26 protein-coding genes and 1 riboswitch are annotated in these 23,453 nt (G+C 58.2%); of the genes, 17 read left to right on the top strand and 9 right to left on the bottom strand.

Annotated elements, in window-relative coordinates; all coding sequences use genetic code 11:
• Positions 1 to 28 precede the first annotated feature (28 nt).
• The 15 genes from ybeY to trpB all read left to right on the top strand — a co-directional run bounded on the left by ybeY (position 29) and on the right by trpB (position 15,073).
• Positions 29 to 541: an rRNA maturation RNase YbeY gene (gene ybeY, locus AN476_RS02630; protein WP_054459306.1), complete on the top strand. Its 513-nt coding sequence runs from the start codon at positions 29 to 31 to the stop codon at positions 539 to 541.
• A 22-nt stretch (positions 542 to 563) separates the two neighbouring features.
• Complete coding sequence (locus AN476_RS02635) at positions 564 to 1,466, top strand: hemolysin family protein (RefSeq protein ID WP_054459309.1); 903 nt, start codon at positions 564 to 566, stop codon at positions 1,464 to 1,466.
• A 53-nt stretch (positions 1,467 to 1,519) separates the two neighbouring features.
• Positions 1,520 to 3,022, top strand: coding sequence for an apolipoprotein N-acyltransferase (gene lnt / locus AN476_RS02640; RefSeq protein ID WP_371257278.1), 1,503 nt, complete (start codon positions 1,520 to 1,522; stop codon positions 3,020 to 3,022).
• Between the two features lie 61 nt (positions 3,023 to 3,083).
• Positions 3,084 to 3,132: riboswitch (SAM-SAH riboswitch) on the top strand.
• A gap of 4 nt (positions 3,133 to 3,136) precedes the next feature.
• Positions 3,137 to 4,318: a methionine adenosyltransferase gene (metK, locus tag AN476_RS02645; protein WP_054459311.1), complete on the top strand. Its 1,182-nt coding sequence runs from the start codon at positions 3,137 to 3,139 to the stop codon at positions 4,316 to 4,318.
• Positions 4,319 to 4,427: 109 nt separating this feature from the next.
• Complete coding sequence (locus AN476_RS02650; protein ID WP_253279820.1) at positions 4,428 to 4,943, top strand: AAA family ATPase; 516 nt, start codon at positions 4,428 to 4,430, stop codon at positions 4,941 to 4,943.
• A gap of 69 nt (positions 4,944 to 5,012) precedes the next feature.
• Entirely contained in the window at positions 5,013 to 5,735 is a 723-nt protein-coding gene (locus AN476_RS02655) for a hypothetical protein (RefSeq protein WP_054459476.1), read from the top strand.
• Positions 5,736 to 5,867: 132 nt separating this feature from the next.
• Positions 5,868 to 6,650 carry a tRNA (guanosine(46)-N(7))-methyltransferase TrmB gene (locus AN476_RS02660; protein WP_054459478.1) on the top strand — a complete coding sequence of 261 codons (783 nt, stop codon included), beginning with the start codon at positions 5,868 to 5,870 and terminating at the stop codon, positions 6,648 to 6,650.
• A gap of 118 nt (positions 6,651 to 6,768) precedes the next feature.
• On the top strand, positions 6,769 to 8,115 hold the full coding sequence (gene aroA, locus AN476_RS02665) for a 3-phosphoshikimate 1-carboxyvinyltransferase (RefSeq protein ID WP_054459314.1): 1,347 nt from the start codon (positions 6,769 to 6,771) through the stop codon (positions 8,113 to 8,115).
• 21 nt (positions 8,116 to 8,136) lie between these two features.
• Entirely contained in the window at positions 8,137 to 8,748 is a 612-nt protein-coding gene (locus AN476_RS02670; RefSeq protein WP_054459317.1) for a d(CMP) kinase, read from the top strand.
• 562 nt (positions 8,749 to 9,310) lie between these two features.
• Entirely contained in the window at positions 9,311 to 9,943 is a 633-nt protein-coding gene (locus AN476_RS02675; protein ID WP_054459319.1) for an NAD(P)H-dependent oxidoreductase, read from the top strand.
• Positions 9,944 to 10,281: 338 nt separating this feature from the next.
• A complete protein-coding gene (rpsA, locus tag AN476_RS02680) occupies positions 10,282 to 11,958 on the top strand; it encodes a 30S ribosomal protein S1 (RefSeq protein WP_054459321.1) in 1,677 nt (558 codons plus the stop codon).
• A 414-nt stretch (positions 11,959 to 12,372) separates the two neighbouring features.
• Positions 12,373 to 12,657, top strand: a complete 285-nt coding sequence (ihfB, locus tag AN476_RS02685) for an integration host factor subunit beta (protein WP_009811081.1) — start codon at positions 12,373 to 12,375, stop codon at positions 12,655 to 12,657.
• Entirely contained in the window at positions 12,658 to 13,008 is a 351-nt protein-coding gene (locus AN476_RS02690) for a lipopolysaccharide assembly protein LapA domain-containing protein (protein ID WP_054459323.1), read from the top strand.
• 9 nt (positions 13,009 to 13,017) lie between these two features.
• Positions 13,018 to 13,671 (top strand): phosphoribosylanthranilate isomerase, encoded by a 654-nt coding sequence (locus tag AN476_RS02695; RefSeq protein ID WP_054459325.1) that lies wholly within the window; start codon positions 13,018 to 13,020, stop codon positions 13,669 to 13,671.
• A gap of 142 nt (positions 13,672 to 13,813) precedes the next feature.
• On the top strand, positions 13,814 to 15,073 hold the full coding sequence (gene trpB / locus AN476_RS02700) for a tryptophan synthase subunit beta (protein ID WP_054459327.1): 1,260 nt from the start codon (positions 13,814 to 13,816) through the stop codon (positions 15,071 to 15,073).
• 88 nt (positions 15,074 to 15,161) lie between these two features.
• Here the strand turns inward: trpB and AN476_RS02705 are convergent, their stop codons facing one another.
• The 6 genes from AN476_RS02705 to AN476_RS02730 all read right to left on the bottom strand — a co-directional run bounded on the left by AN476_RS02705 (position 15,162) and on the right by AN476_RS02730 (position 19,307).
• A complete protein-coding gene (locus AN476_RS02705; RefSeq protein WP_054459329.1) occupies positions 15,162 to 15,482 on the bottom strand; it encodes an antibiotic biosynthesis monooxygenase in 321 nt (106 codons plus the stop codon).
• 142 nt (positions 15,483 to 15,624) lie between these two features.
• Positions 15,625 to 16,008, bottom strand: a complete 384-nt coding sequence (locus AN476_RS02710; RefSeq protein ID WP_054459331.1) for a DUF2237 family protein — start codon at positions 16,006 to 16,008, stop codon at positions 15,625 to 15,627.
• A 10-nt stretch (positions 16,009 to 16,018) separates the two neighbouring features.
• On the bottom strand, positions 16,019 to 17,182 hold the full coding sequence (locus tag AN476_RS02715; RefSeq protein ID WP_054459333.1) for a serine hydrolase: 1,164 nt from the start codon (positions 17,180 to 17,182) through the stop codon (positions 16,019 to 16,021).
• Positions 17,183 to 17,260: 78 nt separating this feature from the next.
• Positions 17,261 to 18,007, bottom strand: coding sequence for an aminoacyl-tRNA hydrolase (gene pth / locus AN476_RS02720; protein ID WP_054459335.1), 747 nt, complete (start codon positions 18,005 to 18,007; stop codon positions 17,261 to 17,263).
• A 233-nt stretch (positions 18,008 to 18,240) separates the two neighbouring features.
• Positions 18,241 to 18,417: a hypothetical protein gene (locus AN476_RS02725; protein ID WP_054459337.1), complete on the bottom strand. Its 177-nt coding sequence runs from the start codon at positions 18,415 to 18,417 to the stop codon at positions 18,241 to 18,243.
• Between the two features lie 266 nt (positions 18,418 to 18,683).
• Positions 18,684 to 19,307, bottom strand: coding sequence for a 50S ribosomal protein L25/general stress protein Ctc (locus AN476_RS02730; RefSeq protein ID WP_054459339.1), 624 nt, complete (start codon positions 19,305 to 19,307; stop codon positions 18,684 to 18,686).
• A gap of 265 nt (positions 19,308 to 19,572) precedes the next feature.
• Between AN476_RS02730 and AN476_RS02735 the strand changes: the two genes are divergently transcribed.
• Both AN476_RS02735 and AN476_RS02740 read left to right on the top strand, forming a co-directional pair.
• Positions 19,573 to 20,004 (top strand): hypothetical protein, encoded by a 432-nt coding sequence (locus tag AN476_RS02735; RefSeq protein WP_216598369.1) that lies wholly within the window; start codon positions 19,573 to 19,575, stop codon positions 20,002 to 20,004.
• Positions 20,001 to 20,717, top strand: a complete 717-nt coding sequence (locus AN476_RS02740) for an HTTM domain-containing protein (RefSeq protein WP_253279821.1) — start codon at positions 20,001 to 20,003, stop codon at positions 20,715 to 20,717. The genes AN476_RS02735 and AN476_RS02740 overlap by 4 nt, the downstream gene beginning before the upstream one ends.
• Positions 20,718 to 20,732: 15 nt before the next feature.
• On the opposite strand, the gene AN476_RS02745 is transcribed toward AN476_RS02740, so the two are convergent.
• The 3 genes from AN476_RS02745 to AN476_RS02755 form a co-directional block, all read right to left on the bottom strand.
• Positions 20,733 to 21,899: an alpha-hydroxy acid oxidase gene (locus tag AN476_RS02745; RefSeq protein ID WP_054459344.1), complete on the bottom strand. Its 1,167-nt coding sequence runs from the start codon at positions 21,897 to 21,899 to the stop codon at positions 20,733 to 20,735.
• Between the two features lie 144 nt (positions 21,900 to 22,043).
• Positions 22,044 to 22,835 (bottom strand): tryptophan synthase subunit alpha, encoded by a 792-nt coding sequence (trpA, locus tag AN476_RS02750; RefSeq protein WP_054459346.1) that lies wholly within the window; start codon positions 22,833 to 22,835, stop codon positions 22,044 to 22,046.
• Positions 22,836 to 22,926: 91 nt separating this feature from the next.
• Positions 22,927 to 23,421 (bottom strand): acyloxyacyl hydrolase, encoded by a 495-nt coding sequence (locus AN476_RS02755; protein WP_054459348.1) that lies wholly within the window; start codon positions 23,419 to 23,421, stop codon positions 22,927 to 22,929.
• Positions 23,422 to 23,453 lie beyond the last annotated feature (32 nt).

The following is a 23,453-nucleotide window of genomic DNA, read 5'->3' on the forward strand; positions in this document are numbered from 1 at the left end:
GTGCGTTGATTTGAAGGTGACGGCAGAGATGGCTTTGGAGATCACAATTGAGGACAGTCGCTGGCAGGACGCCGGACTGGAAGAGCTCGCGCATCAGGCGGTTGGTGCTGCACTGGGGCGTTTTGACCTTGATCCTGAAGATTGCGAAATTGCCTTGCTGGCCTGTGGTGATGATCAGATTGCAGACCTGAATGCAGAGTTTCGCGAAAAACCTGTGCCGACCAATGTGCTCAGCTGGCCCGCCGAGGATCTGGCCGCTCCAGAGCCGGGCGGGCAGCCCTCCCGGCCGGAGGCGGATTTCACCGGCGAGATACCGCTTGGAGATATCGCCATTGCCTATGAGACCTGCCAGCGCGAGGCATCTGCCGCAAAGAAGCCTTTAGAGGACCATTTGCGCCATTTGGTTGTTCACGGAGTGTTGCATCTTTTGGGCTATGATCACATTCGCGACCCAGACGCCACAGTGATGGAAGGCTTGGAGGTCGAGATACTTGGCAATATGGGTCTGGATGACCCATATACGTTGGATGACAGCCTCTAGCGGGGCATTTTGGACAGGACAGATGGGCGATATAGAAGGCAGTTCTAACGCGGCGCATAGCGCGCTGCAGGACACAGGCAGCACAGTGGCAGAAGCCGCCGCTGCACAACGACCAGGGTTTTGGGAGCGTATTTTTGGCTCCTTGGCGCCGGATGCACCTGAGCATCCGCCAAAGGAGGAGCCGCAAGCGACCAGCTCTGAGGCCCAGTCTCACGGGATGATAAACCTGCGCCGTATGCGGGTTGAGGATGTGGCTATCCCTTCGGCTGAAATCCTTTCGGTTCCGGTTTCTATCGATCGAGATGATTTGGTGCAGGTGTTCCGCGACAGCGGTTATACCAGAATCCCCGTCTACGAGGGCACGCTGGATACGCCATTGGGCTTTGCCCATCTCAAGGATTTCGCGCTTACCCATGGGTTCAACGGTGGCAGCAAACCCTTTGAACTGTCGCAGATGCTGCGGCCTTTGCTGTTTGTTCCGCCCTCGATGCCGATCGGCGTATTGCTGGCCAAGATGCAGGCAGAGCGCCGCCATATGGCCCTGGTGATTGACGAATACGGTGGTGTGGATGGTCTGGTGACCATTGAGGATCTGATCGAACAGGTGATCGGTGAGATCGAAGATGAGCACGACCCTGGTGAGGATCAGACCTGGTATCAGGAAAAGGCGGGCTGCTACATCGCGCTGGCGCGTACCCCGTTGGCTGAATTCGAGACAGAGATCGGCCAGTCGCTGACCCATCATGAAGATGTCGACGCCGAAGAAATAGATACGCTTGGCGGGCTGGTCTTTATGTTGTCGGGCCGGATACCCGCGCGCGGCGAGGTCATCGTGCACCCAGATGGGCCGGAATTTGAAGTCATGGATGCAGACCCGCGCCGCATCAAGAGGCTGCGGGTCATGATGCCGGAGCCTACCGCGTGAGGCCTGGCCTCTGGAACAGGTGCCTGCGCGCAGCTGGCCAGAGGTCAAGCTGGGTGGCAGGGCTTTCGGCCTTTGGGCTTGGGGCGCTCCTGTCCATGGCGCTTGCGCCAGTGCATTTCCTGATGAGCCTGCCGCTGGCCTTTGGCGGCTTGGGGCTGCTTGCGCTTCTTGCACGCTCTGCGCTGCAGGCCTCGGTGATTGGTTGGCTGGCAGGGCTGGGGTATTTTGCCTTTGGACTTTCCTGGATCGTTGAGCCCTTTCAGGTCGATGCAGCGCGATACGCCTGGATGGCCCCATTTGCACTGATCTTTTTGGCCGCAGGGCTGGCGCTGTTTTGGGGTGCGGCCTTTGGTTTCGCCACACGATGGAGCCCCGCCAGGGGGGCAAGCGACAGGCAGGACGGCAGACGGCTGTTTCTCTTGTTGGCGCTATGGTCTTTGATGGAAATGGCGCGAGCCTATGTGTTTACCGGCTTCCCCTGGGCCGGGTTCGGGCAGTTCTGGATTGACACTCCGGCGGCGCAACTGCTGCCCTGGATTGGGGAGCAGGGCTTGGCGCTGCTTACTCTTGCGGTGACGCTGCCCTTGGCTTTGCTGCGCAGGCGGCCCCTGTTTGCGGTGGCGCCGCTCTTGGTAGTGGCGCTGGCTGGGTATGCTCTGCCGCAGCCGCCTGCGCCCAAAATGACACCCAAGTTGGTGCGTCTGGTACAACCCAATGCACCACAGGCGGAAAAATGGCTGCCGGAGCGGCGCTGGGATTTTGTCCGCCGCGCAATAGAGCTGAGCGAAGCAGATGTCTCAGCTCAGTATTCAGACCATGCTTTCCCGGATCTGATCGTCTGGCCAGAGACCTCGGTGCCGCAATTGCTGAACCATGCTGGGGATACGCTGGCAGCGATTTCGGAACGGGTGGCGAGTGTGCCGGTGTTGTTGGGGATCCAGCGCCGGGTCGAGGGGCGCTACTATAATTCGGCCATCCTGGTGGAGGCTGAAGGGCTTGTGGATCAGATCTATGACAAATCGCATCTGGTGCCCTTTGGGGAATATGTTCCCTTTGGGGATCTGATGGCCCGCTTTGGCATCTATGGCTTTGCCTCGCAGGCGGGGGCGGGCTATTCCGCCGGGCCAGGCGCGGTTCTGATGGATCTTGGTATCGGTCGGGCACAGCCGCTGATTTGCTACGAGGCGGTTTTTGCCCGGGATGTAAATGCCGCGCCAGCGCGCCCGGATGTGCTGATCCAGATCACCAATGATGCCTGGTTTGGCACCCGCTCTGGCCCCTACCAGCATCTGGTCCAGGCGCGGATGCGGGCAGCCGAGCAGGGGCTGCCAATGCTGCGCGCAGCCAATACCGGCATAACTGCGATGATCGACCCCTATGGGCGCCTGCGTGAAAACATCCAGCTGGGGGAGGCGGGGGCCATTGATGCTCTCTTGCCAAAACCCCTGGCGGCGACGCTCTACAGTCGCACCGGGGATTGGCCGGTATTCCTGCTGTGTATGGCTATGGTCTTGGCTGCGCAAAAAAGTGGGCGTTGGGCTGCAGTGCGGTCATAGCGGCTTAACGTCTGTTGAATAGTATTTGACCTCTCGATCCGCCAAGCGTAGTTGGTACGAAGTCCTCTCACAACGGCTTCCTGACGTGACGAGGTTAACCCAATGGAGCATTTCATGTCTCGTAAGAATTTTACTTTCACTTCGGAATCCGTTTCCGAGGGTCACCCCGACAAGGTCTGTGATCAGATCTCGGATGCCGTTCTGGACGCCTTTCTGGCAGAAGAGCCAGAAGCCCGCGTCGCTGCGGAAACCTTTGCAACCACCAATCGCGTCGTCATCGGCGGTGAGGTGGGCCTGTCCGATCAGGATAAGCTGCATGATTACATGGGGCGGATCGACGGGATCATTCGCGCCTGTATCAAAGACATCGGCTATGAGCAGGACAAATTCCACCACGAGACCGTGGAAGTGACCAATCTGCTGCACGAACAGTCTGCGCATATTGCTCAGGGCGTTGATGCCTCGGCGGACAAGGACGAAGGCGCCGGTGATCAGGGGATCATGTTTGGCTATGCCACCACCGAGACCCCGCAGCTGATGCCGGCCCCTATCCACTATAGCCACGCGGTTCTGCGCCGACTTGCCGAAGTACGCAAGAACGGCACCGAAGCCGTTTTGGGCCCAGATGCCAAATCGCAGCTCTCTGTGGTGTATGAAGATGGCAAGCCCGTGCGGGTCAGCTCGCTGGTGCTGTCGACCCAGCACCTGGACGAGAGCCTGACCTCGAATGATATTCGCGCCATTGTCGCCCCCTATTTCCACGAAGTCCTGCCCGAAGGCTGGCTGACAGATGAAACCATCTGGCACGTCAACCCAACGGGCAAATTCGTCATTGGTGGTCCCGACGGGGATGCCGGTCTGACTGGCCGCAAGATCATCGTCGACACCTATGGTGGTGCCGCGCCCCATGGGGGCGGTGCCTTCTCGGGCAAGGATCCGACCAAGGTGGACCGCTCGGCCGCCTATGCCGCGCGCTATCTGGCCAAGAATGTGGTTGCTGCAGGTATGGCTGAGAAATGCACCATTCAGCTCTCCTATGCGATTGGTGTCTCTAAGCCGCTGTCGATCTATGCAGACACCCATGGCACCGGAGAGGTTGCGCCGGCTCTGATCGAGCGGGCTATTGATCAGACCATGGATCTGACCCCCCGTGGCATTCGCCAGCACCTGGGTCTGAACAAGCCGATCTACCAGCGCACCGCTGCCTATGGTCACTTTGGCCGGGACCCTGAAGCCGATGGCGGCTTTAGCTGGGAGCGTACCGATTTGGTAGAGGCCTTGAAAAAGGCGGTTTGATCCAGCCTCAGTCATGACCTAAGGAAGGCGGGCCAGGTGCCCGCCTTTTTTGTGCCCCCAGCTTTTGGTGCAAGGCCCGCCATAAGTGGGCCTTCAAAGGGGGTAGGGAATGTCAAAACACATACAGAGAATTCTGATCCTTGGCGGTCCGGGATCTGGAAAATCCACGCTGGCTCGTGCCGTGGCCAACCGGCTGGGCCTAGCGTGCGTACACCTTGACCAGATTTATTGGTTGCCAGGTTGGGTCGAACAGACAGAAGGCCAGATTCAAGCGGCCACGCGTCAGGCAGCTGACGCCGATTGCTGGGTTATCGAGGGCAACTACTCCGACAGCTGGGAGTATCGGGCGGAACGCGCCAATCTAATTGTCTCTTTGGATATGCCGCGACGCTTAAGAATGTGGCGTATCTTTAAGCGCACCCTGCGCCACTACGGGCAGTCGCGGCCTGACATGACCCCTGGCTGTCCGGAACGAATGAGTTGGGAGTTTCTTCGCTTTGCCTGGGGCTACGACGCTGACGGGCGAAATAAGATGACCGCGCTTTTGGATCGCTGGCAAGAACGGCGTCAGGTCCTGTGCCTGGGCTCGCGGGCTGAGGTGCGCAAATTTCTGGGCGGGATTTGATTCTGGAGCACCGTCCTTTTTTGGTCCATGATTGCGGGAGATTTCGACAAAACACTGGGCCAGCCTCCAATGATCCGACTGATCACAGCCATGTTTCTTACGCTCACACCTGTGGTTTTGCAGGCTAAGGAGCGCGTTTTTGATAAGTTTGAAGTCAAAGGGGAGGTGCTGGTCTATGACACCGAAAAGAATGGTGGCGAGATCCTCGTTGATGACATTCGTGCTCTAAAGCAGTCGCTCAGAAACTACTCTGAAATCAAGGAACTGCATCTCAACAGCAGCGGTGGCAGCGTGCATGCTGGCACTGAAATGGCCAAGTTGGTGATGAAGTATAGGCTCGACACCTATGTGGAGGGAGAATGCACAAGCGCCTGCGTCGATGTCTTTTTGGCCGGCAATCGGCGGCATGTGGCGCATGGGGCAAAAATTGGGTTTCATCAACGCAGCTGGGCCGCCGAAGCCGTGCAGCGCTATTACCGCAGCCACCGGAACCGCAACAATTGGGACACGCCTTTTGAATTTGGCTCCTGGATCTATGCCGATACCCAGACCGAAATCCATGATCACCTCATCTATATGATCTCGCGCGGGGTCGAGCCGGGTTTTGTGATTGAAACCTTGAAAACGGCAGCCAGCAATGTCTGGTATCCCACCCATGCCGAGCTGCAGGCGGCGGGGGTGTTGCGCGATGCGGTGCCGGGGGTTGTTGCAGGGCTAAGCGATGCTGAGATGCGGGTTCAGCAGGCGTCAGAGGTGGAACTGCAAGAGAAGAAGCAGCGCAAACAGCCCTGAGGCGGTGCCTCTCTTGACCTACGCCTCTGCTTGCGGCAGATGAGCTGCCAACTGCGCATGGGCCTTGTCTGCAAAGGCCGCTTTGATCGCGACGGGTCAAAGACGGCGCCTGAACAAAGGAAATGCCAGGCCATGGCCGAGAATAAGACACCCAGTGAGAGCGGCAGGGACGCTGGCCAAGCTTCCAAAGCGGCCGGTTCAGAAACCGAGGCCCATGTGAGCGGCGCGCCCTGGCGTAATTTCTATGGCCGTTTTAGTGGGAAGACCCTGAAAGACAGCCAGCGCCGTTACATTGCCGAAGACCTGGAGGGGCTGAGCCCCGGTGCTGTCGGCTGGGAGGAAAACCCGGATCGTAAACCGCTGGATCTCGACGCCTTGTTTGGTGGGCGCGAGACCTGGCTTGAGGTGGGTTTTGGTGGTGGCGAGCACCTGGTGCATCAGGCCAGTAGCAACCCGGATGTGGGCATCATCGGGGCTGAGCCCTTTATCAATGGTGTTGCTATGCTGCTTGGCAAGATCCGCAAAGCCGGCTGTGAAAATATTGCAGTACACCCCGGCGATGCGCGCGATTTGATGGATGTGATCCCGCCGCAGTCGATCGCACGCGCCTTTTTGCTCTACCCCGATCCCTGGCCCAAAACGCGGCATCACCGCCGCCGCTTTGTCACCCCGGAACATCTGGAGCCGCTGGCGCGTTGTCTCAAACCCGGGGCCATTTTCCGGGTTGCCACGGATATTCCCGACTACGTTCGTCAAACCTTGGAAGAGGTACCAAAGGCCGGGTTTGAATGGCTGGCCTCTGAGGCTGCAGATTGGCGCGAGCCCTGGGAGGACTGGATTTCCACCCGCTATGAGCAAAAGGCCCTGCGCGAAGGTCGCACACCGACCTATCTGACCTTCCGCCGCCTCGGTTAGGCGCTCCCTCGGGCTGGGGATCGGTGCTAGACGCTGGCGACGCAATTCGGTACCGATAGCGGAAACATAGACAGACTGACACGCGGCAGGCTGACAAGACAAAGATAAAGGAAACGCCATGTCCGGACACGGTACCCCCATCCCCATGAGCTCGCACCGTGCAGATCCCCTGACAGGGGTTGCCGAGGTGCCGGGAGACAAGTCGATCTCGCATCGCTCGCTCATTCTGGGGGCCATGGCCGTGGGTGAGACCAAGATCTCTGGCCTGCTGGAAGGCGACGATGTGCTGGACACGGCCAAGGCGATGCAGGCCTTTGGCGCCGAGGTTGTCAATCACGGCGGCGGCAATTGGTCGGTTCATGGTGTTGGCGTCGGGGGCTTTGCCGAACCGGAGCAGGTGATTGATTGTGGCAACTCCGGCACCGGCGTGCGTCTGATCATGGGCTGTATGGCGACCTCGCCAATCTCTGTGACCTTTACCGGCGATGCCAGTCTCAATGGGCGCCCGATGGCGCGAGTCACCGATCCATTGGCGCTGTTTGGCGCCAAGACCGTTGGCCGCAAGGGCGGGCGCCTGCCAATGACCATCGTTGGCGCACCGGAGCCTACTCCGGTGCGCTATGTGGTGCCGGTGCCCTCGGCGCAGGTGAAATCAGCGGTGCTGCTGGCCGGGCTGAATGTACCGGGCCAAACCGTGGTGATTGAAAAAGAAGCCACCCGCGATCATTCCGAGCGGATGCTGGCGGGATTTGGGGCCGAGATCACCGTTGAGGATAGCGACGAGGGCCGGGTGATTACCCTGACTGGCCAGCCTGAGCTGAAACCGCAGGAGATCGCCGTGCCGCGCGATCCCTCTTCGGCGGCCTTCCCGGTCTGCGCGGCCCTGATCACCCCTGGTTCGGATGTGCTGGTACCGGGTATTGGCCTCAACCCAACGCGCGCGGGGCTGTTCTATACCCTGCAGGACATGGGCGCCGATCTGACCTTTGAAAACATGCGTGAAGAGGGCGGGGAACCGGTGGCGGATCTGCGCGCCAAATACTCGCCTGATATGAAGGGCATCGCGGTGCCACCGGAGCGTGCGGCTTCGATGATTGATGAATACCCGGTGCTCGCGGTTGTGGCTTCCTTTGCCACTGGCAAGACCATGATGGCTGGCGTCAAGGAACTGCGGGTGAAGGAAAGCGACCGCATTGATGCGATGGCGCGCGGTCTGCGCGCCAATGGCCTCACCGTGGACGAGGGCGAAGATTGGTGGTCCGTCGAAGGTCTGGGCCCGGATGGCGTTCCCGGTGGCGGCACCTGCGAGAGCTTCCTGGATCACCGCATCGCCATGTCCTTTATGGTGATGGGTATGGGCGCGAAGAACCCGGTGACTGTGGATGACGGCAACCCGATCACCACCTCTTTCCCGATCTTTGAGCCGCTGATGACGGGTCTTGGCGCTAAGCTGAGCAAGGGCTGAGAGATCAGGAGGACAGGGCAAATGACCGCAAGTTTCACCATTGCCATTGACGGTCCCGCAGCAGCGGGTAAGGGCACCATTTCCAAGGCCGTGGCCGCCGAATTGGGGCTGGCGCATCTGGACACCGGGCTTTTGTACCGCGCCGTTGGGGTCAAGACGCTCGCAGGCACGCCAGCGATTGAAGCAGCACAGGGCCTTACACCAGAAGATCTGCAACGCGATGACCTGCGCGGCCCCGAGGCGGCGCAGGCCGCGTCCAAGGTCGCGGTGATTGCTGAGGTGCGCGCGGCACTGGTCGATTTCCAGCGCGCCTTTGCCCGTCGTGCGGGCGGGGCTGTTCTGGATGGTCGTGACATCGGCACGGTGATCTGCCCCTATGCTGAGGTGAAGCTTTTTGTCACCGCCAGCGCTGAAGTGCGCGCACAGCGACGGTTTCTGGAACTCTCGGCTAAAGGTGAGGCGGAAACGCTGGAAGAGGTTCTGGCAGACGTGAAGGCCCGCGATGAACGCGACATGAACCGGTCTGAGGCGCCGTTGAAACCCGCCGAAGACGCCGTGGTGATTGATACCAGTGATTTGGCCATTGAAGAGGCGGTAGCTCGGGCCCTGCTAGAGGTCGCCGCACGTCGTTGAAGTTTTTTGGAGACCTAGTGGGGCCCCGAGTGCCGAGCACGCCTTGTCTGAAGTTTGGTAGGGCCGCAATGCGGATTTAGCTGCTGCGCGCGGGCCTGCAAACGAACCCTTCAATAGTTTCCTCAATTGCATAGTCAGTTTCTAGCTTTCTAGCGATCAACGGGCCAGCTTTGACACCAATGACGGTAATGCTTTTCAGTTCAGGAAAGTGATCGTGGATAGTCCAGATTAATTCGATCAAAGCAGACGGCGACCTGTGGAAATTAGTGTTCGAAAATAAGGCGCTGTTTCGATCGAGATCACTAGATCCTTCGAAACGATTTCGATTTTCTGGCGTATCCAAAAGCCAAACAGCTCCGCTGAGTGCTCCCTGATAGTCTTTGTCAAAAATTGCTGAGACCCGCATGGGCCGAACAGAGCGTTTATGCCCCTGTTCGTCAAGGCAGCTGTGGGTGCATTTCGGTCCTTTCAGCGGACCGGAAAGATTTTCCCAATGGCGTATTGAACTGAACAGTTCAGTTCCGATATAGAGCGCACAAACCTTCCAATGACAGGAAAGAACATGTTTCTAGACAAGCTGAACTGGCGCTATGCCACCAAGAAGATGGACCCCAACAAAGCGGTTCCCGAAGACAAAGTGGCCAAGATTGTCGAGGCCGTGCAGATGGCGCCCAGCTCCAGCGGCTTGCAGCCCTTTGAGCTCTTTGTGATCCGCAACAAGGACATCCGTGCGGCGATCCGCACCGTGTCCTGGGATCAGGCGCAGATCACCGATGGCTCGCACCTCTTGGTCTTTGCCGCTTGGGATAACTACAGCGAAGAACGCATCGACGCGGTGGTCGAGCAGATGGCGGCCGAGCGTGGCGGCATGAACGACATGCTCAAGGGCTATTATGACAATCTGAAAGCCATGTATCTGCCCCGCAGCGCCGAAGAAAACTACGCTCACGCGGCGCGCCAGGCCTATATCGCTCTGGGCTTTGCCATGGCGGCGGCAGCGGAGCTGGAAGTGGACAGCACCCCAATGGAAGGCTTTGATCCCGCCCAAGTGGATGAGATACTCGGCCTCAAGGAAAAGGGCCTGCGTTCAGTCCTGCTTTTGCCACTGGGCTACCGTGAAGAGGCTGGTGATTGGCTTTTGCCGATGAAAAAGGTTCGCAAGCCCCTGACCACCTTGGTCACCGAGCTCGACTAACAGCCTGCGATCCATCAGCCACGGCTGTTCGGTCCGACTTTTCTGGGAAGGGGGGGCGGTTTCCCCTCTCTTCCTGCGGAAGCCAGAAAAACAAGGGTAATTCTTGGCGCTTGCGTTGGTTTTCCTTGCACGCGGCGGGGAATCCGCTTATCAAGCGCGCTGTCTGTATAGAGGCGGTTCACGCACGAAGGACAATCTGAGCAGGGTCGGGGGAAGTTCCGGCCCTTTGTGTTTGTTTGCTTCAGATGTCTTTGCGCCACGCCCCATGCGACCAAACCCCAAGACCGGCGGAGACAACCGCACGGCCAGAAAACTTTGTAAAGGAAACCTGAGACCTCATGGCTCAAAACGTATCTATGGAGGATTTCGAAGCCCTCCTGAATGAAAGCTTCGAAATGGACACCCCGAACGAGGGTTCGGTTGTCAAAGGCAAGGTTATCGCGATCGAAGCGGGCCAGGCCCTGATCGACGTCGGCTACAAGATGGAAGGCCGCGTTGACCTGAAAGAATTCGCAAACCCTGGCGAAGCTCCTGAAATCGCAGTCGGTGACGAGGTAGAAGTCTACCTGCGTTCCGCTGAGAACGCCCGTGGCGAAGCCGTTATCTCCCGCGAGATGGCACGCCGCGAAGAAGCCTGGGACCGTCTGGAAAAAGCCTATGCCGACGACGAGCGCGTCGAAGGTGCGATCTTTGGTCGTGTCAAAGGTGGCTTTACCGTCGATCTGGGTGGCGCAGTTGCCTTCCTGCCCGGTTCGCAAGTTGACGTCCGCCCCGTGCGTGACGCTGGCCCTCTGATGGGTCTGAAGCAGCCCTTCCAGATCCTGAAAATGGACCGTCGTCGTGGCAATATCGTTGTATCGCGTCGTGCGATCCTCGAAGAGTCCCGCGCCGAACAGCGCGCCGAAGTTATCGGCAAACTCTCTGAGGGTGATTCTGTTGACGGTGTGGTCAAGAACATCACCGAATACGGTGCATTCGTTGACCTGGGCGGCGTTGACGGCCTGCTGCACGTCACCGACATGGCATGGCGTCGTGTGAACCACCCCTCCGAGATCCTGGCGATCGGCGAGACCGTCAAGGTTCAGGTCATCAAGATCAACAAAGATACCCACCGTATCTCCCTGGGCATGAAGCAGCTGCAGGAAGATCCATGGGATCTGGTTGGCGCCAAGTACCCACTCTCCTCGGTCCACAAAGGCCGCGTGACCAACATCACCGATTACGGTGCATTTGTTGAGCTGGAGCCCGGTGTTGAAGGTCTGGTCCACGTTTCTGAAATGTCCTGGACCAAGAAGAACGTACATCCCGGCAAGATTGTCTCCACTTCGCAGGAAGTCGACGTCATGGTTCTGGAAATCGACGGTTCCAAGCGTCGCGTTTCCCTGGGTCTCAAGCAGACTCAGCGTAACCCATGGGAAGTGTTCTCCGAGAGCAACCCTGAGGGCACCGAAGTCGAAGGCGAAGTCAAGAACATCACCGAATTCGGTCTGTTTATCGGCCTCGAAGGCGACATCGACGGCATGGTTCACCTGTCCGACCTGTCCTGGGACGAGCGCGGCGAAGATGCGATCCAGAACTACCGCAAAGGCGACATGGTTTCGGCCGTTGTCTCCGAAGTGGATGTTGAAAAAGAGCGTATCTCCCTGTCGATCAAAGCCCTGGGTGGCGACAAGTTCGCTGAAGCCGTTGGCGGCGTGAAGCGTGGCTCCATTGTCACCGTGAACGTCACAGCCATCGAAGAAGGCGGCATCGAGGTCGAATACGAAGGCATGAAGAGCTTCATCCGTCGCTCCGACCTGTCGCGTGATCGCGCCGAGCAGCGCCCCGAGCGTTTCAATGTTGGCGACAAGGTCGACGTTCGCGTCACCAACGTCGACAGCAAGACCCGTCGTCTGGGTCTGTCGATCAAAGCGCGCGAGATCGCAGAAGAAAAAGAAGCGGTTGAGCAGTATGGTTCCTCGGATTCCGGCGCAAGCTTGGGCGATATCCTGGGCGCAGCTCTGAACAACGACTAAGTTTCGGCCTGCACTTTAGGTTTTAAACGAATAGAGCGGCCTTGCCTTTTTGGCGGGGCCGTTTCTTTTTGAGCGGATTTCCACCAGCCCGCAAGACGCGGAGGGGCTGATGGCTGCGGGGGGGGATGCAGCTGTTTGCCGTTCGGTGACCTCAGCCAAAAGCGGTCCGACAGAGAGGGTAAGGCGTTGCGAATCAACCAATTCTTTTTGGGCCCCAGTGCGGCCAGCAAAGGGCTTTGCAGCGCCTTACAGAGCCATTGATGGAAGAAAATTCGAGAATTTATGGTCGTTTGACGAATTTTGCGGGGCAAATATCATCCATGGGCCCAGTGTTTTGGTTCCTAGATGAGGCTTTTGTACCTATAGTTGTCGTTAGCCGACAAAGGCTTGCGTACATCTGGGAGGGCAGTAAGTATGATCCGCTCTGAATTGATTCAGAAGATTGCAGACGAAAACCCGCACCTGTATCAGCGGGATGTCGAAAGGATCGTGAACACGGTGTTTGAGGAAGTGACTGATGCGATGTCCCGGGGTGACCGGGTGGAATTGCGCGGCTTTGGCGCTTTCTCGGTTAAACAAAGAGACTCACGGGTTGGTCGCAACCCGCGCACCGGTGAAACTGTCCAAGTTGAAGAAAAACATGTTCCGTTCTTCAAGACCGGTAAGCTCTTGAGGGATCGCCTGAACGGAAAGGCCTAAATGCGCTATATTCGCTATGCTGTCCTGGGAATCCTGGGAATTCTGTTGGTTTCGGTCTGTATCGCAAACCGCTCTGTCATCTCGCTGAAACTGCTGCCTGATGCTGTTTCTGAATTTGTCGGGATTAATCCTTCGATCTCTTTGCCGATCTTTGTGGTGGTGCTGGGCGGTCTGGGTGCGGGTTTGGCGATTGGCTTTGTTTGGGAATGGCTGCGCGAGCATAAACACCGTCGTGCCGTCAGCACCCAGAGCCGCGAAGTAAAGAAGCTGTCGCGCGAAGTGAAAAAGCTGAAACAGCAAAAGAACGAGGGCAAAGACGAGGTCCTCGCGCTTTTGGAAGAAGCCAGCTGAGCAAAGCGGATGAATGCTGTTCGGGTAAAGATCTGCGGGCTTAGAACCCCGCAGGATGTGGCTGCGGCTGCCAGCGCTGGTGCGGGCTATGTGGGCTTTGTGTTTTTTCCAAAATCACCACGACATGTCTCTGTTGAACAGGCCGCCGGGCTGGCGTTAGAGGCGCCTGTTGGCCTGTGCAAGGTGGCGCTGACGGTGAATGCCGATGATGCCCTGCTGGATGCGCTGACCAAGGTGGTGCCGCTGGATATGTTGCAATTGCACGGCAGCGAAAGCCCCGAGCGGGTGGCAGAGGTTAAATCCCGTTATGGTTTGCCAGTGATGAAGGCCATCGGCATTGCCGATGCCCAGGATTTGCCGCAGATTGATCTCTACTCTCAGGTTGCGGATCAGCTGCTGATTGATGCCAAGCCACCCAGGGATGCCGATCTTCCCGGTGGTAACGGCCTGGCCTTTGACTGGCGCCTGCTGGCCGGGCGCAAATACTGGCAACGCCCCTGGATGCTGGCAGGGGGGCTGACACCCGACAATGTTGCCGAGGCTGTGCGCATGACCGGCGCGCGCCAGGTTGATGTCTCGTCGGGTGTCGAGACAGTGCCTGGGCAAAAGGATGCTGATTTGATCAGCCGCTTCACCTCTGCGGCCCTGTCAGCCACGGGCTGACCGCAAGCAGAGGCGGCGCCCTTTCCTTAGGTGAAACTGTGGTCCGCAGAACAGAATCCTGCCCGGCCTCTCTTTACCCGCCGCCGCCTGCGCGCTAGTCATGTCGGGCGCTGCGATCAGTGCTGCGACAAGGGGAAGAACCATGGCAAACGATCTCTTCAACAGCTTTATGAATGGACCTGACGAAAAGGGCCGTTTTGGCATCTTTGGTGGTAGGTTTGTCTCCGAAACCTTGATGCCGCTGATCCTCAGCCTCGAAGAGGAATATAACCGGGCCAAGGATGATCCCAGCTTTTGGGCAGAGATGGATGACCTGTGGAAACACTATGTTGGCCGCCCAAGCCCGCTTTACCATGCTGAGCGTCTGAGCACCCATCTGGGTGGCGCCAAGGTCTACATGAAGCGCGACGAGCTGAACCACACTGGCGCCCATAAGGTCAACAATGTGCTGGGGCAGATTCTGCTGGCGCGCCGCATGGGCAAGAGCCGCATTATTGCCGAAACCGGCGCCGGTCAGCACGGGGTTGCCACTGCAACTGTCTGCGCCAAATTTGGTCTGAAATGTGTGGTCTACATGGGGGCGCATGACGTCAAGCGACAGGCGCCCAATGTCTTCCGCATGCGCCTGCTGGGCGCGGAAGTCATTCCAGTGACCTCGGGCCGGGGCACCCTGAAGGACGCGATGAACGACGCCCTGCGCGACTGGGTGACCAACGTCGACGATACCTTCTATTGCATCGGTACTGCGGCGGGTCCGCATCCCTATCCGGCGCTGGTGCGCGACTTCCAATCTATCATTGGAAAGGAAGTCCGCTGGCAGCTGGCCGAGCAGGAAGGCGAAGGCCGCCTGCCGGATACGCTCATTGCGGCCATTGGCGGTGGCTCAAACGCCATTGGCCTGTTCCACCCCTTCCTGGATGACAAATCCGTCAATATCATCGGCGTCGAAGCCGGCGGCAAGGGTGTTGATGACCGGATGCAGCACTGTGCTTCGCTGACTGGTGGCCGCCCCGGCGTGCTGCATGGCAACCGGACCTATCTGCTGCAGGACGAAGATGGCCAGATCCAGGAAGGTTTCTCGATTTCGGCCGGGCTGGACTATCCTGGCATCGGCCCCGAACACTCCTGGCTGCACGACACAGGCCGCGCCGAATATGTCTCCATCACTGACAAGGAAGCGCTGGAGGCCTTCCAGCTGTCCTGTGCGATGGAAGGCATCATTCCAGCTCTGGAGCCCAGCCACGCATTGGCCCATGTGATGAAGATCGCACCAGATCTGCCCAAGGACCATATTATTGTGATGAACATGTGTGGGCGCGGTGACAAGGATGTCTTTACTGTGGCCAAGCACCTCGGCTTTGACATGTCCGATACCGAAGAAGGCCGCACTTTCGAGGAGTAAGCCCTGGGCCGCGCTGCGCTGCGCGGGCACAGAAAGATTTTGGCCGATCCGGAGAACCGGGTCGGCCTTTTCTTGTCAACAAGCCTGATCAGGCTTCGTGTAGGACCGTTTCAAAGCCTTCGAACTGGGGGTGACCCATGATTGGGCTTTCGCCTTCGCGCTTACCCGCATTGCGATGCGAATCGCGGAATTGCTGGGATTTGGTCCAGGCCTCAAAATCTTCGCGGCTGTCCCAGAGCACGTGGCTGGAATACAGCGTGTGTCCTTCGGTTTCCGGGCCCTTCAGCAGGCGGAACTCGCGAAAGCCTTTAAGCTCTTTCAACTTGGACTCACGGCTCTTCCAGATGTCTTCGAAATCGGCTGTACGGCCGGGACGGATCTTGAAACGGTTCATGGCGATATAGCTCATACCAGTCTCCTTTGGTTGGACAAAGAGGCTGGCTATTTTCGACCGAGGGACGGGCGGTTGCTGGCTACGATCCTGCCATAGCGGCAAAGGGAGGGGCGGGTCAATCACCTAGACCTTGTGGGTTGAAAACTATGCTCTAGCCCTAACGATCCATTGTCCCGACGTCATGGCTTTGCAACAGCCGCAAGGGGACAATGTCCAGCGCTCGCAGATGGGTGGCCTCAAGATTGACAAGCGGAGCACAGCCTTCGTCCGCCGCCTGCAGAAAACGGCTGGCGCAGAGGCACCAGCGATCTCCTGGGGTTAGACCAGCAAAGCCATACGTGGGGCGGGGTGTCGACAGATCATTGCCAACATATTTGGAATAGGCGAGAAACTCGGCTGTCATCACGGCGCAAACAGTGTGACTGCCCTGATCTTCTGCGCAGGTGTTACAATGGCCATCGCGAAAGAAGCCGGTGAGGGGATGATTTGAGCAGGGCGCAAGCGCCCCGCCCAATACGTTTATGCTTTGGTCCTGTTTCATACAGGGCAGTCTACAGCATTTGGGCCAGCTTTCGGAACATTTCGATATTGATCTCGTTTACACCCTTTTCCCGGAACCTGCGATCTGCAGCGGTACTCACAATCACAACATCACGGGCTTGGTCGATATAGATGTATTGGCCATAGACGCCCCGCGCCATGAATTCGCCTGGCTCGGCGCCAACCGGAATCCACCACTGATAGCCATAGCCGATCTTGCCGGGCTTGGTCGGCGCCGAGGGCGTGGTGGAGGCGGCGATCCAATCGGCCGGAACCACTTGCTGGCCATTGTATTGCCCGTCCTGTTCGATCATCAGGCCAAAGCGGGCATAGTCGCGGGTGGTGATGTTCAATCCGCCCAGAACAAAGGCTACGCCCTCCCCGTCAGTGACATAGTAGAGATCCTGCTCCAGCCCCAAGGGCGCGATAATCCGGTCCTGCAAAAGGCTGGCGATGCTTTGGCCCGTTGCGCCCCGAATGACCATGCCAATCACATGAGTATCAATCGAAACATATTGCCATTGCTCACCCGGGCTTACAAAGGTCTCGCTCAGATCGGCAGTGAACTGATCCAATGTGCCGCCCAGAGCGATCTCGCGGCCCATACGGTTGATGTCGGAGTCATAGTCCAGATAGTCTTCGTCAAAGGTGACGCCACTGGCCATGTTCAGCACATTGCGGATCGAGGCACCGTCATAGGCGCTGCCTTTCAGTTCAGGCGCATATTTGGTTGCAGGGTCGTCGATCGAGGCGATGGTGCCCTCCTCCAACAGCACCCCAAAGAGCGCTGACAGGTAGCTTTTCGCCACTGACCAGGAGATCCGGCGATCCTCGGCTGAGGTGTCCAGATGATAGCTTTCATGCCGGATTTCGCCGCCTTTCATCACCAAAAGCGAGGTGACAGCTCGGTCTTGGATCCAGGCCTCGGTTTCAACAGGGAGCGTAATTTTTCTCCCTGCCGGGAGGGCGCTGACAGGCTCGGTGCCCCGCGCCACAGGAGTTGTCAGAAACGCGGCATTCATATTGGAGAAGTTGCTGACGATCTTGTCAGCCGAGAACAGCGAATTCACGGCCCAGAGCCGTTGGATTTCTTCGCGTTTCCAAATCCCGAAACCGGCCAAAATGATGGCAAAAACCACCAATGCCCGCAGCAGTCGTTTGAGATGTTTCTTCATGTCCATTGCCTCCCTCGTTTTTCTAGCCTTAAACCGAGCAGGGCAGGGGACAAAGAAGGACGCGGCGGAAGCCTCGGGTTATTTGAACTTGTCGACCAGCTTTTCCAGCGGGGAACGTTGATCGGGCCGCGGCTCTGCAGCGGCTTCGTCCTGCGTGGCAGTTGGCTTTGCCATGGGCTGCTTGGATGCTTGCTGAGGTGCCTGTTGCTTGCCTGAGGGCTTGTCTTTGGGGGGCTTTGATCCGGTGGAGCTGCGCGGTGGGGCGACCCGCAGAGAAACGGCATTCATGAATTTGCCACTATCCCCGGCGGCCAGCGCTGCGGCCCCATCTGAAATGCCACGCATCAGATCATCCAGCCAGGCCTCGTCAGCCTTGGGGAAGTCGCGCAGAACATAGCCGGCAACCGCATCCTTATGGCCGGGATGGCCGATGCCCAGCCTCACGCGGCCATAGCTGGCGCCAATATGGGAGTGCAGCGAGCGCAGCCCATTGTGCCCCGCATGACCGCCGCCCTGTTTTACCCGGCATTTGCCCGGGGCCAGGTCCAGCTCGTCGTGCAACACAGTGACATCTTCGCTGGTCAGCTTGTAAAAACGCATCGCCTCGCCAACGGCCTGGCCTGACAGGTTCATAAAAGTCTGCGGTTTCAGCAGCAGGACCTTGGTGCCGCCAAGCGTGCCCTCGCAGATCTGCGCCTGGAACTTGGTCTTCCAGGGAGAAAACCCATGGTCAGATGCGATCTGATCCAGCGCCATGAAGCCGATATTATGTCTGTTTTGGGCATATTTGGCACCGGGATTTCCGAGCCCAACAAAGAGTTTCATAGCCTGTCTCATTTCGCGTTGCGGGGGCAGTGCCGCCGTTGTGTCTGCCGGCCCGGTTTTTGCGGCCCGGCCTCAGACCTCGGGGCTATATGACGAGATTTTTGACGAAAATCCAGAGTGAGGATTTTCGGGCAAGCCAATGCAGTGACCCAGAGCGAGGAACCAGTGCCATGAAACGGAAATATCTCGCGTGCGGTGAGGGCCTGTCTGCCAGGGCGCGGAGGTTTAGCCCCCTAGGCGCCGCGCTGGGGCAGGCGATAGTCCGCATCCTGCCCCAGCAGATGGGGCGGTATAGGGTCGGAAATCGTTTCACCGCCAAATCTGGGGGCATCAAAGTTGAACCCGCGCAGAATCCTGAACAGCAATCGTCTGCGCAGTTCTGCTTCTTCCCGCTCCAATCGATCCATCATGTCACATCACCCCTAAGCCATACGAGATGGAAGCCTGACTGGAAAAGGCAAACGACAGGTTTGCAAATTTGGAGATTCTCTGTCGATATTGTCCCTTTTTTTGATCGGTTTTTGCGAAATTTTTGGGCGTCTAACTTTTTTGCGCTGACATTGATTCCGGATCAAAAACAGCACCCAGATCTTGGTGGCCAATGAGCGAAGCTGGCCACCAAAAGCAAAACGGGGCCCCGAAGGACCCCGTTTCATCACACCCCAAAGGGAATGATTTATTCTTCAGCAGCTTCGTCGCCGCCGTCTTCGTCTTCGTCAGCAGCAGAAATGCCGCCAGGTGCCGCGATATTGGCAATAACGAAGTCACGATCAATTGTCGGACGGGCGCCTTTGGGCAGCTCGATCGACGAAATGGTGATGACATCGCCGATTGCGGCATTTGCCAGATCAACAGTGATCTTTTCAGGGATGTCACCTGCAGTCACAACCAGTTCGACTTCGGGGCGCACAACAACCAGCATGCCGCCCTTTTTGATGCCGGGGCAGGTGTCTTCGTTGATGAACTCAACCGGAATGAACAGGTTGATTTCCGAAGTGCGGCGCAGGCGCATCAGGTCAAGGTGTGTCGGCAGGTCTTTGACAACGTCACGCTGGACGTCGCGGCAGATCACGCGGACGTCTTCCTGGCCTTCAACTTTCAGGTTCCACAGGGTGGACTTGAATTTGCCGGCTTTCAGCTTTTTCAACAGAACGTTGAAAGGGATCTGGATCGACAGAGGATCTGCGTCACCACCGTAAACAACACCAGGAACCATGCCAGCACGACGTGCTGCGCGAGCGGCGCCCTTGCCCGTCCCCGCACGTTCCTCGGCGACGAGATCAGGAATCTCTTTTGCCATCTTAAGTCTCCAATATATCTGAGCGGGGTGCCTCCAAGGCTGTCACCCCACGTGAAGGCCTGCCCTTACAGGGGATTTTGGATTCTCGCAAGGGGGCGTGTGTCGGATGTGGTGGTTGGGGGCGCTGCCCCCCGGCCTGCGGCCTCCCCCCGGGATATTTTGGGCCAAATGAAGCTGTGGAGCAGGAAATGCTGGTGCAAAAGGAAGTGTTAAAATCCGTGCGCTAGTCTGCGGCGCAGGTCTTACTTTGCTGGAGCCTGCCCAGGTGCTGCGACTTCTTTCTCTCTTTTTGCCGACGGTGATCCCATCCTGGCGGTTTTTCAAAACCGTGGCGCCGTCGCCGCGGATTGAATATCGCCTCATTGCGCAGGGAAGCGCCGGGGCCTGGCGAGAGGATCGGCCGCGGCCCGCCCATCTGGGGATGGGGCGGATCCTGCGGCGGATGCTGTGGAATCCGGACTGGAACGAGCAGCTCTATCTGGTCAGCTGTTCCGAGCGGCTGATTGAGGCGCCAAGTCAGCATAGCGTGGATGAGATCAATCTACGGGTTGCCCAAGCCCTGCCGGTGGGAGCGGCAGCGCAGGCGCTGCAGTTCCGGTTGGTGTTTCTGTCGCGCGAGGGGGAGGAAATCGTCAAGCTGGTGGAATATGAAAGCAAGCCGGTGCCGCTCGCGCCGCTGCAGGGGCGGCGAGTATGAGCGTTCAGGAGCTGATGCAGCAGGGGCTGACACAGGGGCTGACACTGGGGCAGGCCATGGGCTGGATGCAGCTGTTGCTGTCCTTTGCTATTGCCCAACAGAGCCTGGAACATTTGGCACGGGGCGATCGGATGATCTTTGTGCCGCGGCTGGGATTGTGCCTGCTTATGGCGCTTGGGGTGGGAGGTGCCTGGCCCCTTTGGGGGCTCTGGGTGATCAGCCTGGCGATGCTCTGGCGGTATCAGGGGCCCTATAATGGCGGTAGCGACAAGATGACCATGCTGATCCTCAGCTGTCTCAGCCTCGCCCACCTGGCGCCAACGCCGTTCTGGCAGGAGATGGCGCTGTCCTATCTGGCAGTGCAGCTGGTGCTGTCCTATTTTGTTTCCGGTTGGGTCAAGGTGGTCAACCCGGAATGGCAGCGCGGTGAAGCCTTGCGTGACGTGTTTCGCTTTTCCGCCTATCCGGTGAGTGAGGGGCTGAGGGAGCTGGCGGATCGCCCGCGATTCCTCTTTGTGATGGGCTGGGCGGTGATCCTGTTCGAGCTGGTCTTTCCGCTGGCGCTGCTGGACCCGGTGGCCTTAAAGCTGGCGCTACTCTGTGCGGCCGGGTTTCATTTTTCCAACGCCTGCTTTTTTGGGCTCAACCGGTTCTTTTGGATCTGGCTCTGTGCCTATCCGGCCCTGATCTGGTTTCAGGACCGGATATTTTGACTTTCTGGGGCTGGCTCAGGCCTGCCACTGGCCTTCGAAATCTCGCGGGATCAGCAGGTTGTGCCGTCCCAGATCCGTGAGATGACGTTCACCGCAGAGCGCCATGGTGGTGTCGAGTTCCTTTTGGATCACCTCCAGCGCGGTGGTGACGCCCTGTTGACCCATGGCGCCGAGCCCATAGACAAAGGCACGACCGATCATGGTGCCTTTGGCGCCCATGGCCAGGGCCTTGAGCACGTCTTGGCCAGAGCGGATGCCACTGTCGAGATGCACTTCGACCTCATCGCCGACAGCGTCCAGGATCTGCGGCAGCATGCGGATGGAGCTGAGGGCGCCATCAAGCTGGCGGCCGCCGTGGTTGGAGACCACAATGGCATCGGCGCCAACCTTGGCCGCCATCCTGGCGTCTTCCGCGTCCAGAATTCCTTTGAGGATCACTTTGCCGCCCCACATCTCCTTGAGCTTGGCAATCTTGCCCCAGTCCAAAGAGGGGTCAAACTGTTCTGCGGTCCAGGCCCCTAAAGAGGAGGCATCGGAGATGCCGTCGACATGGCCCACGATATTGCCGAACTCCCGCCGTTTGGCGCCCAGCATTTGCAGGCCCCAGGTCCATTTTGTCATCAGGTTGGCGATGGTTTTGGGGGTCAGTTTTGGCGGAGCGGAGAGGCCATTTTTTAGATCCTTATGACGCTGTCCAAGGATCTGCAGGTCGAGCGTGATAACAAGGGCGGAACATTTGGCATCCTTGGCGCGTTGGATCAGGCGGCGGATATAGTCGTCATCCTTCATGGTGTAGAGCTGGAACCAGAACGGGCGGGTGGTGGCTTCGGCCACATCCTCGATCGAGTTGATCGACATGGTGGAGAGCGTGAAGGGCACACCAAAATCCTCAGCCGCCTTGGCGGCTTTGATCTCGCCATCCGCATGCTGCATGCCGGTCAAACCCACAGGGGCAAGCGCCACCGGCATGGCGACATCTTCGCCGATCATCTGGCCAGAGGTGCTGCGGCCTGACATATCCACCGCCACCCGCTGACGCAGGCGGATTTGCTCGAAATCAGAGGTGTTCTCGCGAAAGGTCTGCTCGGTCCAGCTGCCGCTTTCGGCATAGTCAAAAAACATCCGCGGCACCCGCCGCTCGTAAATACGTTTCAGATCCTGAATGTTGGTAATGACCGGCACGGATGAACCCTCGCTTTGATGTGGTAATATTTCCTTACCAATTGTTTTGCTTCTCTGCAATACTGCGGCCGGTGTTTCCCAAAGACGCAAAAGGCCGCACCCGGAGGCGCGGCCCTATGATGATGGGATGAGAGAGGCGTTGTGTTAGCCCTGGTGGGCGCCATCCGCGAGTGATTTGACAAAGGCCAGGGTGTCGGTGACCGATTGGCTCTCGGCCATTTTGCTGACGATGGCACTGCCTACAACGGCGCCATCGGATATCGAGGCGATGTTCTGTGCCTTTTCCGGCGTGTTGATACCAAAGCCTACGATGACTGGCAGATCGGTAGAGGATTTGATCCGGGCCACTTCGGGTCCTACGTCACCCGCCTGAGCTTCAGCGGCGCCGGTGATGCCGGTGACAGAGACATAATAGACAAAGCCAGAGGTGTTTTGCAGAACGGTTGGCAGGCGCTTGTCATCGGTGGTTGGGGTGGCCAGGCGGATGAAGTTCAGGCCGGCCTTCTGAGCTGGAATACACAGCTCGTCATCCTCTTCCGGAGGCAGGTCCACTACGATCAGACCATCAATGCCGGCGGCCTTGGCATCCGTCAGGAAGGTCTCAACCCCGCGATTGTAGATTGGGTTGTAATAGCCCATCAGAACAATTGGGGTGGTGTCGTCTTCTTTGCGGAATTCTGCAGCCAGTTGCAGGGTCTTTTCCAAGGTCATGCCGCCGTCCAGAGCTCGTTGGCCGGCCAGCTGGATTGTCGGGCCATCGGCCATCGGATCGGTGAAGGGCAGGCCCAGTTCGATAATATCGACGCCAGCAGCGGGCAGGCCCTTTACCAGCTCGAGCGAGCTTTCATAGTTCGGGTCACCCGCCATGACATAGGACACAAAGGCCTTTTTGCCGGCGGCTCTGAGTTCGGCGAATTTTGCGTCAATACGGGTCATGATGGGGCCTCTTGCAACTTACCGCTCCGGTGTGCCGAAAGTTGCAGGGGAAATCAATCCCGACCCAGGCCCCATTTGCGTTTTGCAGTGCCTAGTTCATCGGAATGTGCCAGCGCAGGGACAGGGTATTCACACCGGGATTGATATCGGCGGTTGAGGCATTGGATTTATGGCTCAGAGCCAGGGACATTGCCTTGCCGCTTTTGAAACGTTTGCCAATGGCGAGCTGGCTGCGGATTTCAAAGGTGGAGCCAAGATCGTTCAATGAGGTGCCTTCGACAAAGGCACCAGGCAGCACGCTGGCTTCAATAAACCAGTCATGTTCCAGATCCCAGGTGCCGCTTACCCCGCCGCCAACAAAGGCATCGCCGGTTTCAACCACCTCGAGCGCACCCGCCAGGCTCGCCGAAAAAACGCGGCCTTCGTAAAAGGGGCTATGGATGTATTCCATTGACAGGGCGACACCATCGTCTGCGCCCTGACGGGAATAGTCAGAATAGCCAGCGCCAAGAACGATTTCCTGAGCCATGGCAGAGCCCGTAATGCCGACAGTCAAAGCGGCTGAGAGCAGAATACTATTTTTCATTTTTTCCCCAACGTCCGAAAGTTTGGCAGTAC

It is taken from the genome of Phaeobacter sp. 11ANDIMAR09 (genome assembly GCF_001294455.1).
Classification (GTDB): domain Bacteria; phylum Pseudomonadota; class Alphaproteobacteria; order Rhodobacterales; family Rhodobacteraceae; genus Pseudophaeobacter.

What these genes read in the sequence shown, in the direction of transcription:
- AN476_RS02755 (WP_054459348.1), bottom strand. Translation starts at nt 23,421, where the DNA reads ATGAAAAATAGTATTCTGCTCTCAGCCGCTTTGACTGTCGGCATTACG.
- pth (WP_054459335.1), bottom strand. Translation starts at nt 18,007, where the DNA reads ATGAAACTCTTTGTTGGGCTCGGAAATCCCGGTGCCAAATATGCCCAA.
- AN476_RS02650 (WP_253279820.1), top strand. Translation starts at nt 4,428, where the DNA reads ATGTCAAAACACATACAGAGAATTCTGATCCTTGGCGGTCCGGGATCT.
- AN476_RS02660 (WP_054459478.1), top strand. Translation starts at nt 5,868, where the DNA reads ATGGCCGAGAATAAGACACCCAGTGAGAGCGGCAGGGACGCTGGCCAA.
- trpA (WP_054459346.1), bottom strand. Translation starts at nt 22,835, where the DNA reads ATGACCCGTATTGACGCAAAATTCGCCGAACTCAGAGCCGCCGGCAAA.
- AN476_RS02715 (WP_054459333.1), bottom strand. Translation starts at nt 17,182, where the DNA reads ATGAAGAAACATCTCAAACGACTGCTGCGGGCATTGGTGGTTTTTGCC.
- AN476_RS02670 (WP_054459317.1), top strand. Translation starts at nt 8,137, where the DNA reads ATGACCGCAAGTTTCACCATTGCCATTGACGGTCCCGCAGCAGCGGGT.
- AN476_RS02725 (WP_054459337.1), bottom strand. Translation starts at nt 18,417, where the DNA reads ATGATGGATCGATTGGAGCGGGAAGAAGCAGAACTGCGCAGACGATTG.
- AN476_RS02655 (WP_054459476.1), top strand. Translation starts at nt 5,013, where the DNA reads ATGATCCGACTGATCACAGCCATGTTTCTTACGCTCACACCTGTGGTT.
- ybeY (WP_054459306.1), top strand. Translation starts at nt 29, where the DNA reads ATGGCTTTGGAGATCACAATTGAGGACAGTCGCTGGCAGGACGCCGGA.
- AN476_RS02710 (WP_054459331.1), bottom strand. Translation starts at nt 16,008, where the DNA reads ATGAAACAGGACCAAAGCATAAACGTATTGGGCGGGGCGCTTGCGCCC.
- AN476_RS02730 (WP_054459339.1), bottom strand. Translation starts at nt 19,307, where the DNA reads ATGGCAAAAGAGATTCCTGATCTCGTCGCCGAGGAACGTGCGGGGACG.
- metK (WP_054459311.1), top strand. Translation starts at nt 3,137, where the DNA reads ATGTCTCGTAAGAATTTTACTTTCACTTCGGAATCCGTTTCCGAGGGT.
- ihfB (WP_009811081.1), top strand. Translation starts at nt 12,373, where the DNA reads ATGATCCGCTCTGAATTGATTCAGAAGATTGCAGACGAAAACCCGCAC.
- AN476_RS02635 (WP_054459309.1), top strand. Translation starts at nt 564, where the DNA reads ATGGGCGATATAGAAGGCAGTTCTAACGCGGCGCATAGCGCGCTGCAG.
- AN476_RS02675 (WP_054459319.1), top strand. Translation starts at nt 9,311, where the DNA reads ATGTTTCTAGACAAGCTGAACTGGCGCTATGCCACCAAGAAGATGGAC.
- AN476_RS02705 (WP_054459329.1), bottom strand. Translation starts at nt 15,482, where the DNA reads ATGAGCTATATCGCCATGAACCGTTTCAAGATCCGTCCCGGCCGTACA.
- AN476_RS02690 (WP_054459323.1), top strand. Translation starts at nt 12,658, where the DNA reads ATGCGCTATATTCGCTATGCTGTCCTGGGAATCCTGGGAATTCTGTTG.
- aroA (WP_054459314.1), top strand. Translation starts at nt 6,769, where the DNA reads ATGTCCGGACACGGTACCCCCATCCCCATGAGCTCGCACCGTGCAGAT.
- AN476_RS02740 (WP_253279821.1), top strand. Translation starts at nt 20,001, where the DNA reads ATGAGCGTTCAGGAGCTGATGCAGCAGGGGCTGACACAGGGGCTGACA.
- AN476_RS02695 (WP_054459325.1), top strand. Translation starts at nt 13,018, where the DNA reads ATGAATGCTGTTCGGGTAAAGATCTGCGGGCTTAGAACCCCGCAGGAT.
- rpsA (WP_054459321.1), top strand. Translation starts at nt 10,282, where the DNA reads ATGGCTCAAAACGTATCTATGGAGGATTTCGAAGCCCTCCTGAATGAA.
- trpB (WP_054459327.1), top strand. Translation starts at nt 13,814, where the DNA reads ATGGCAAACGATCTCTTCAACAGCTTTATGAATGGACCTGACGAAAAG.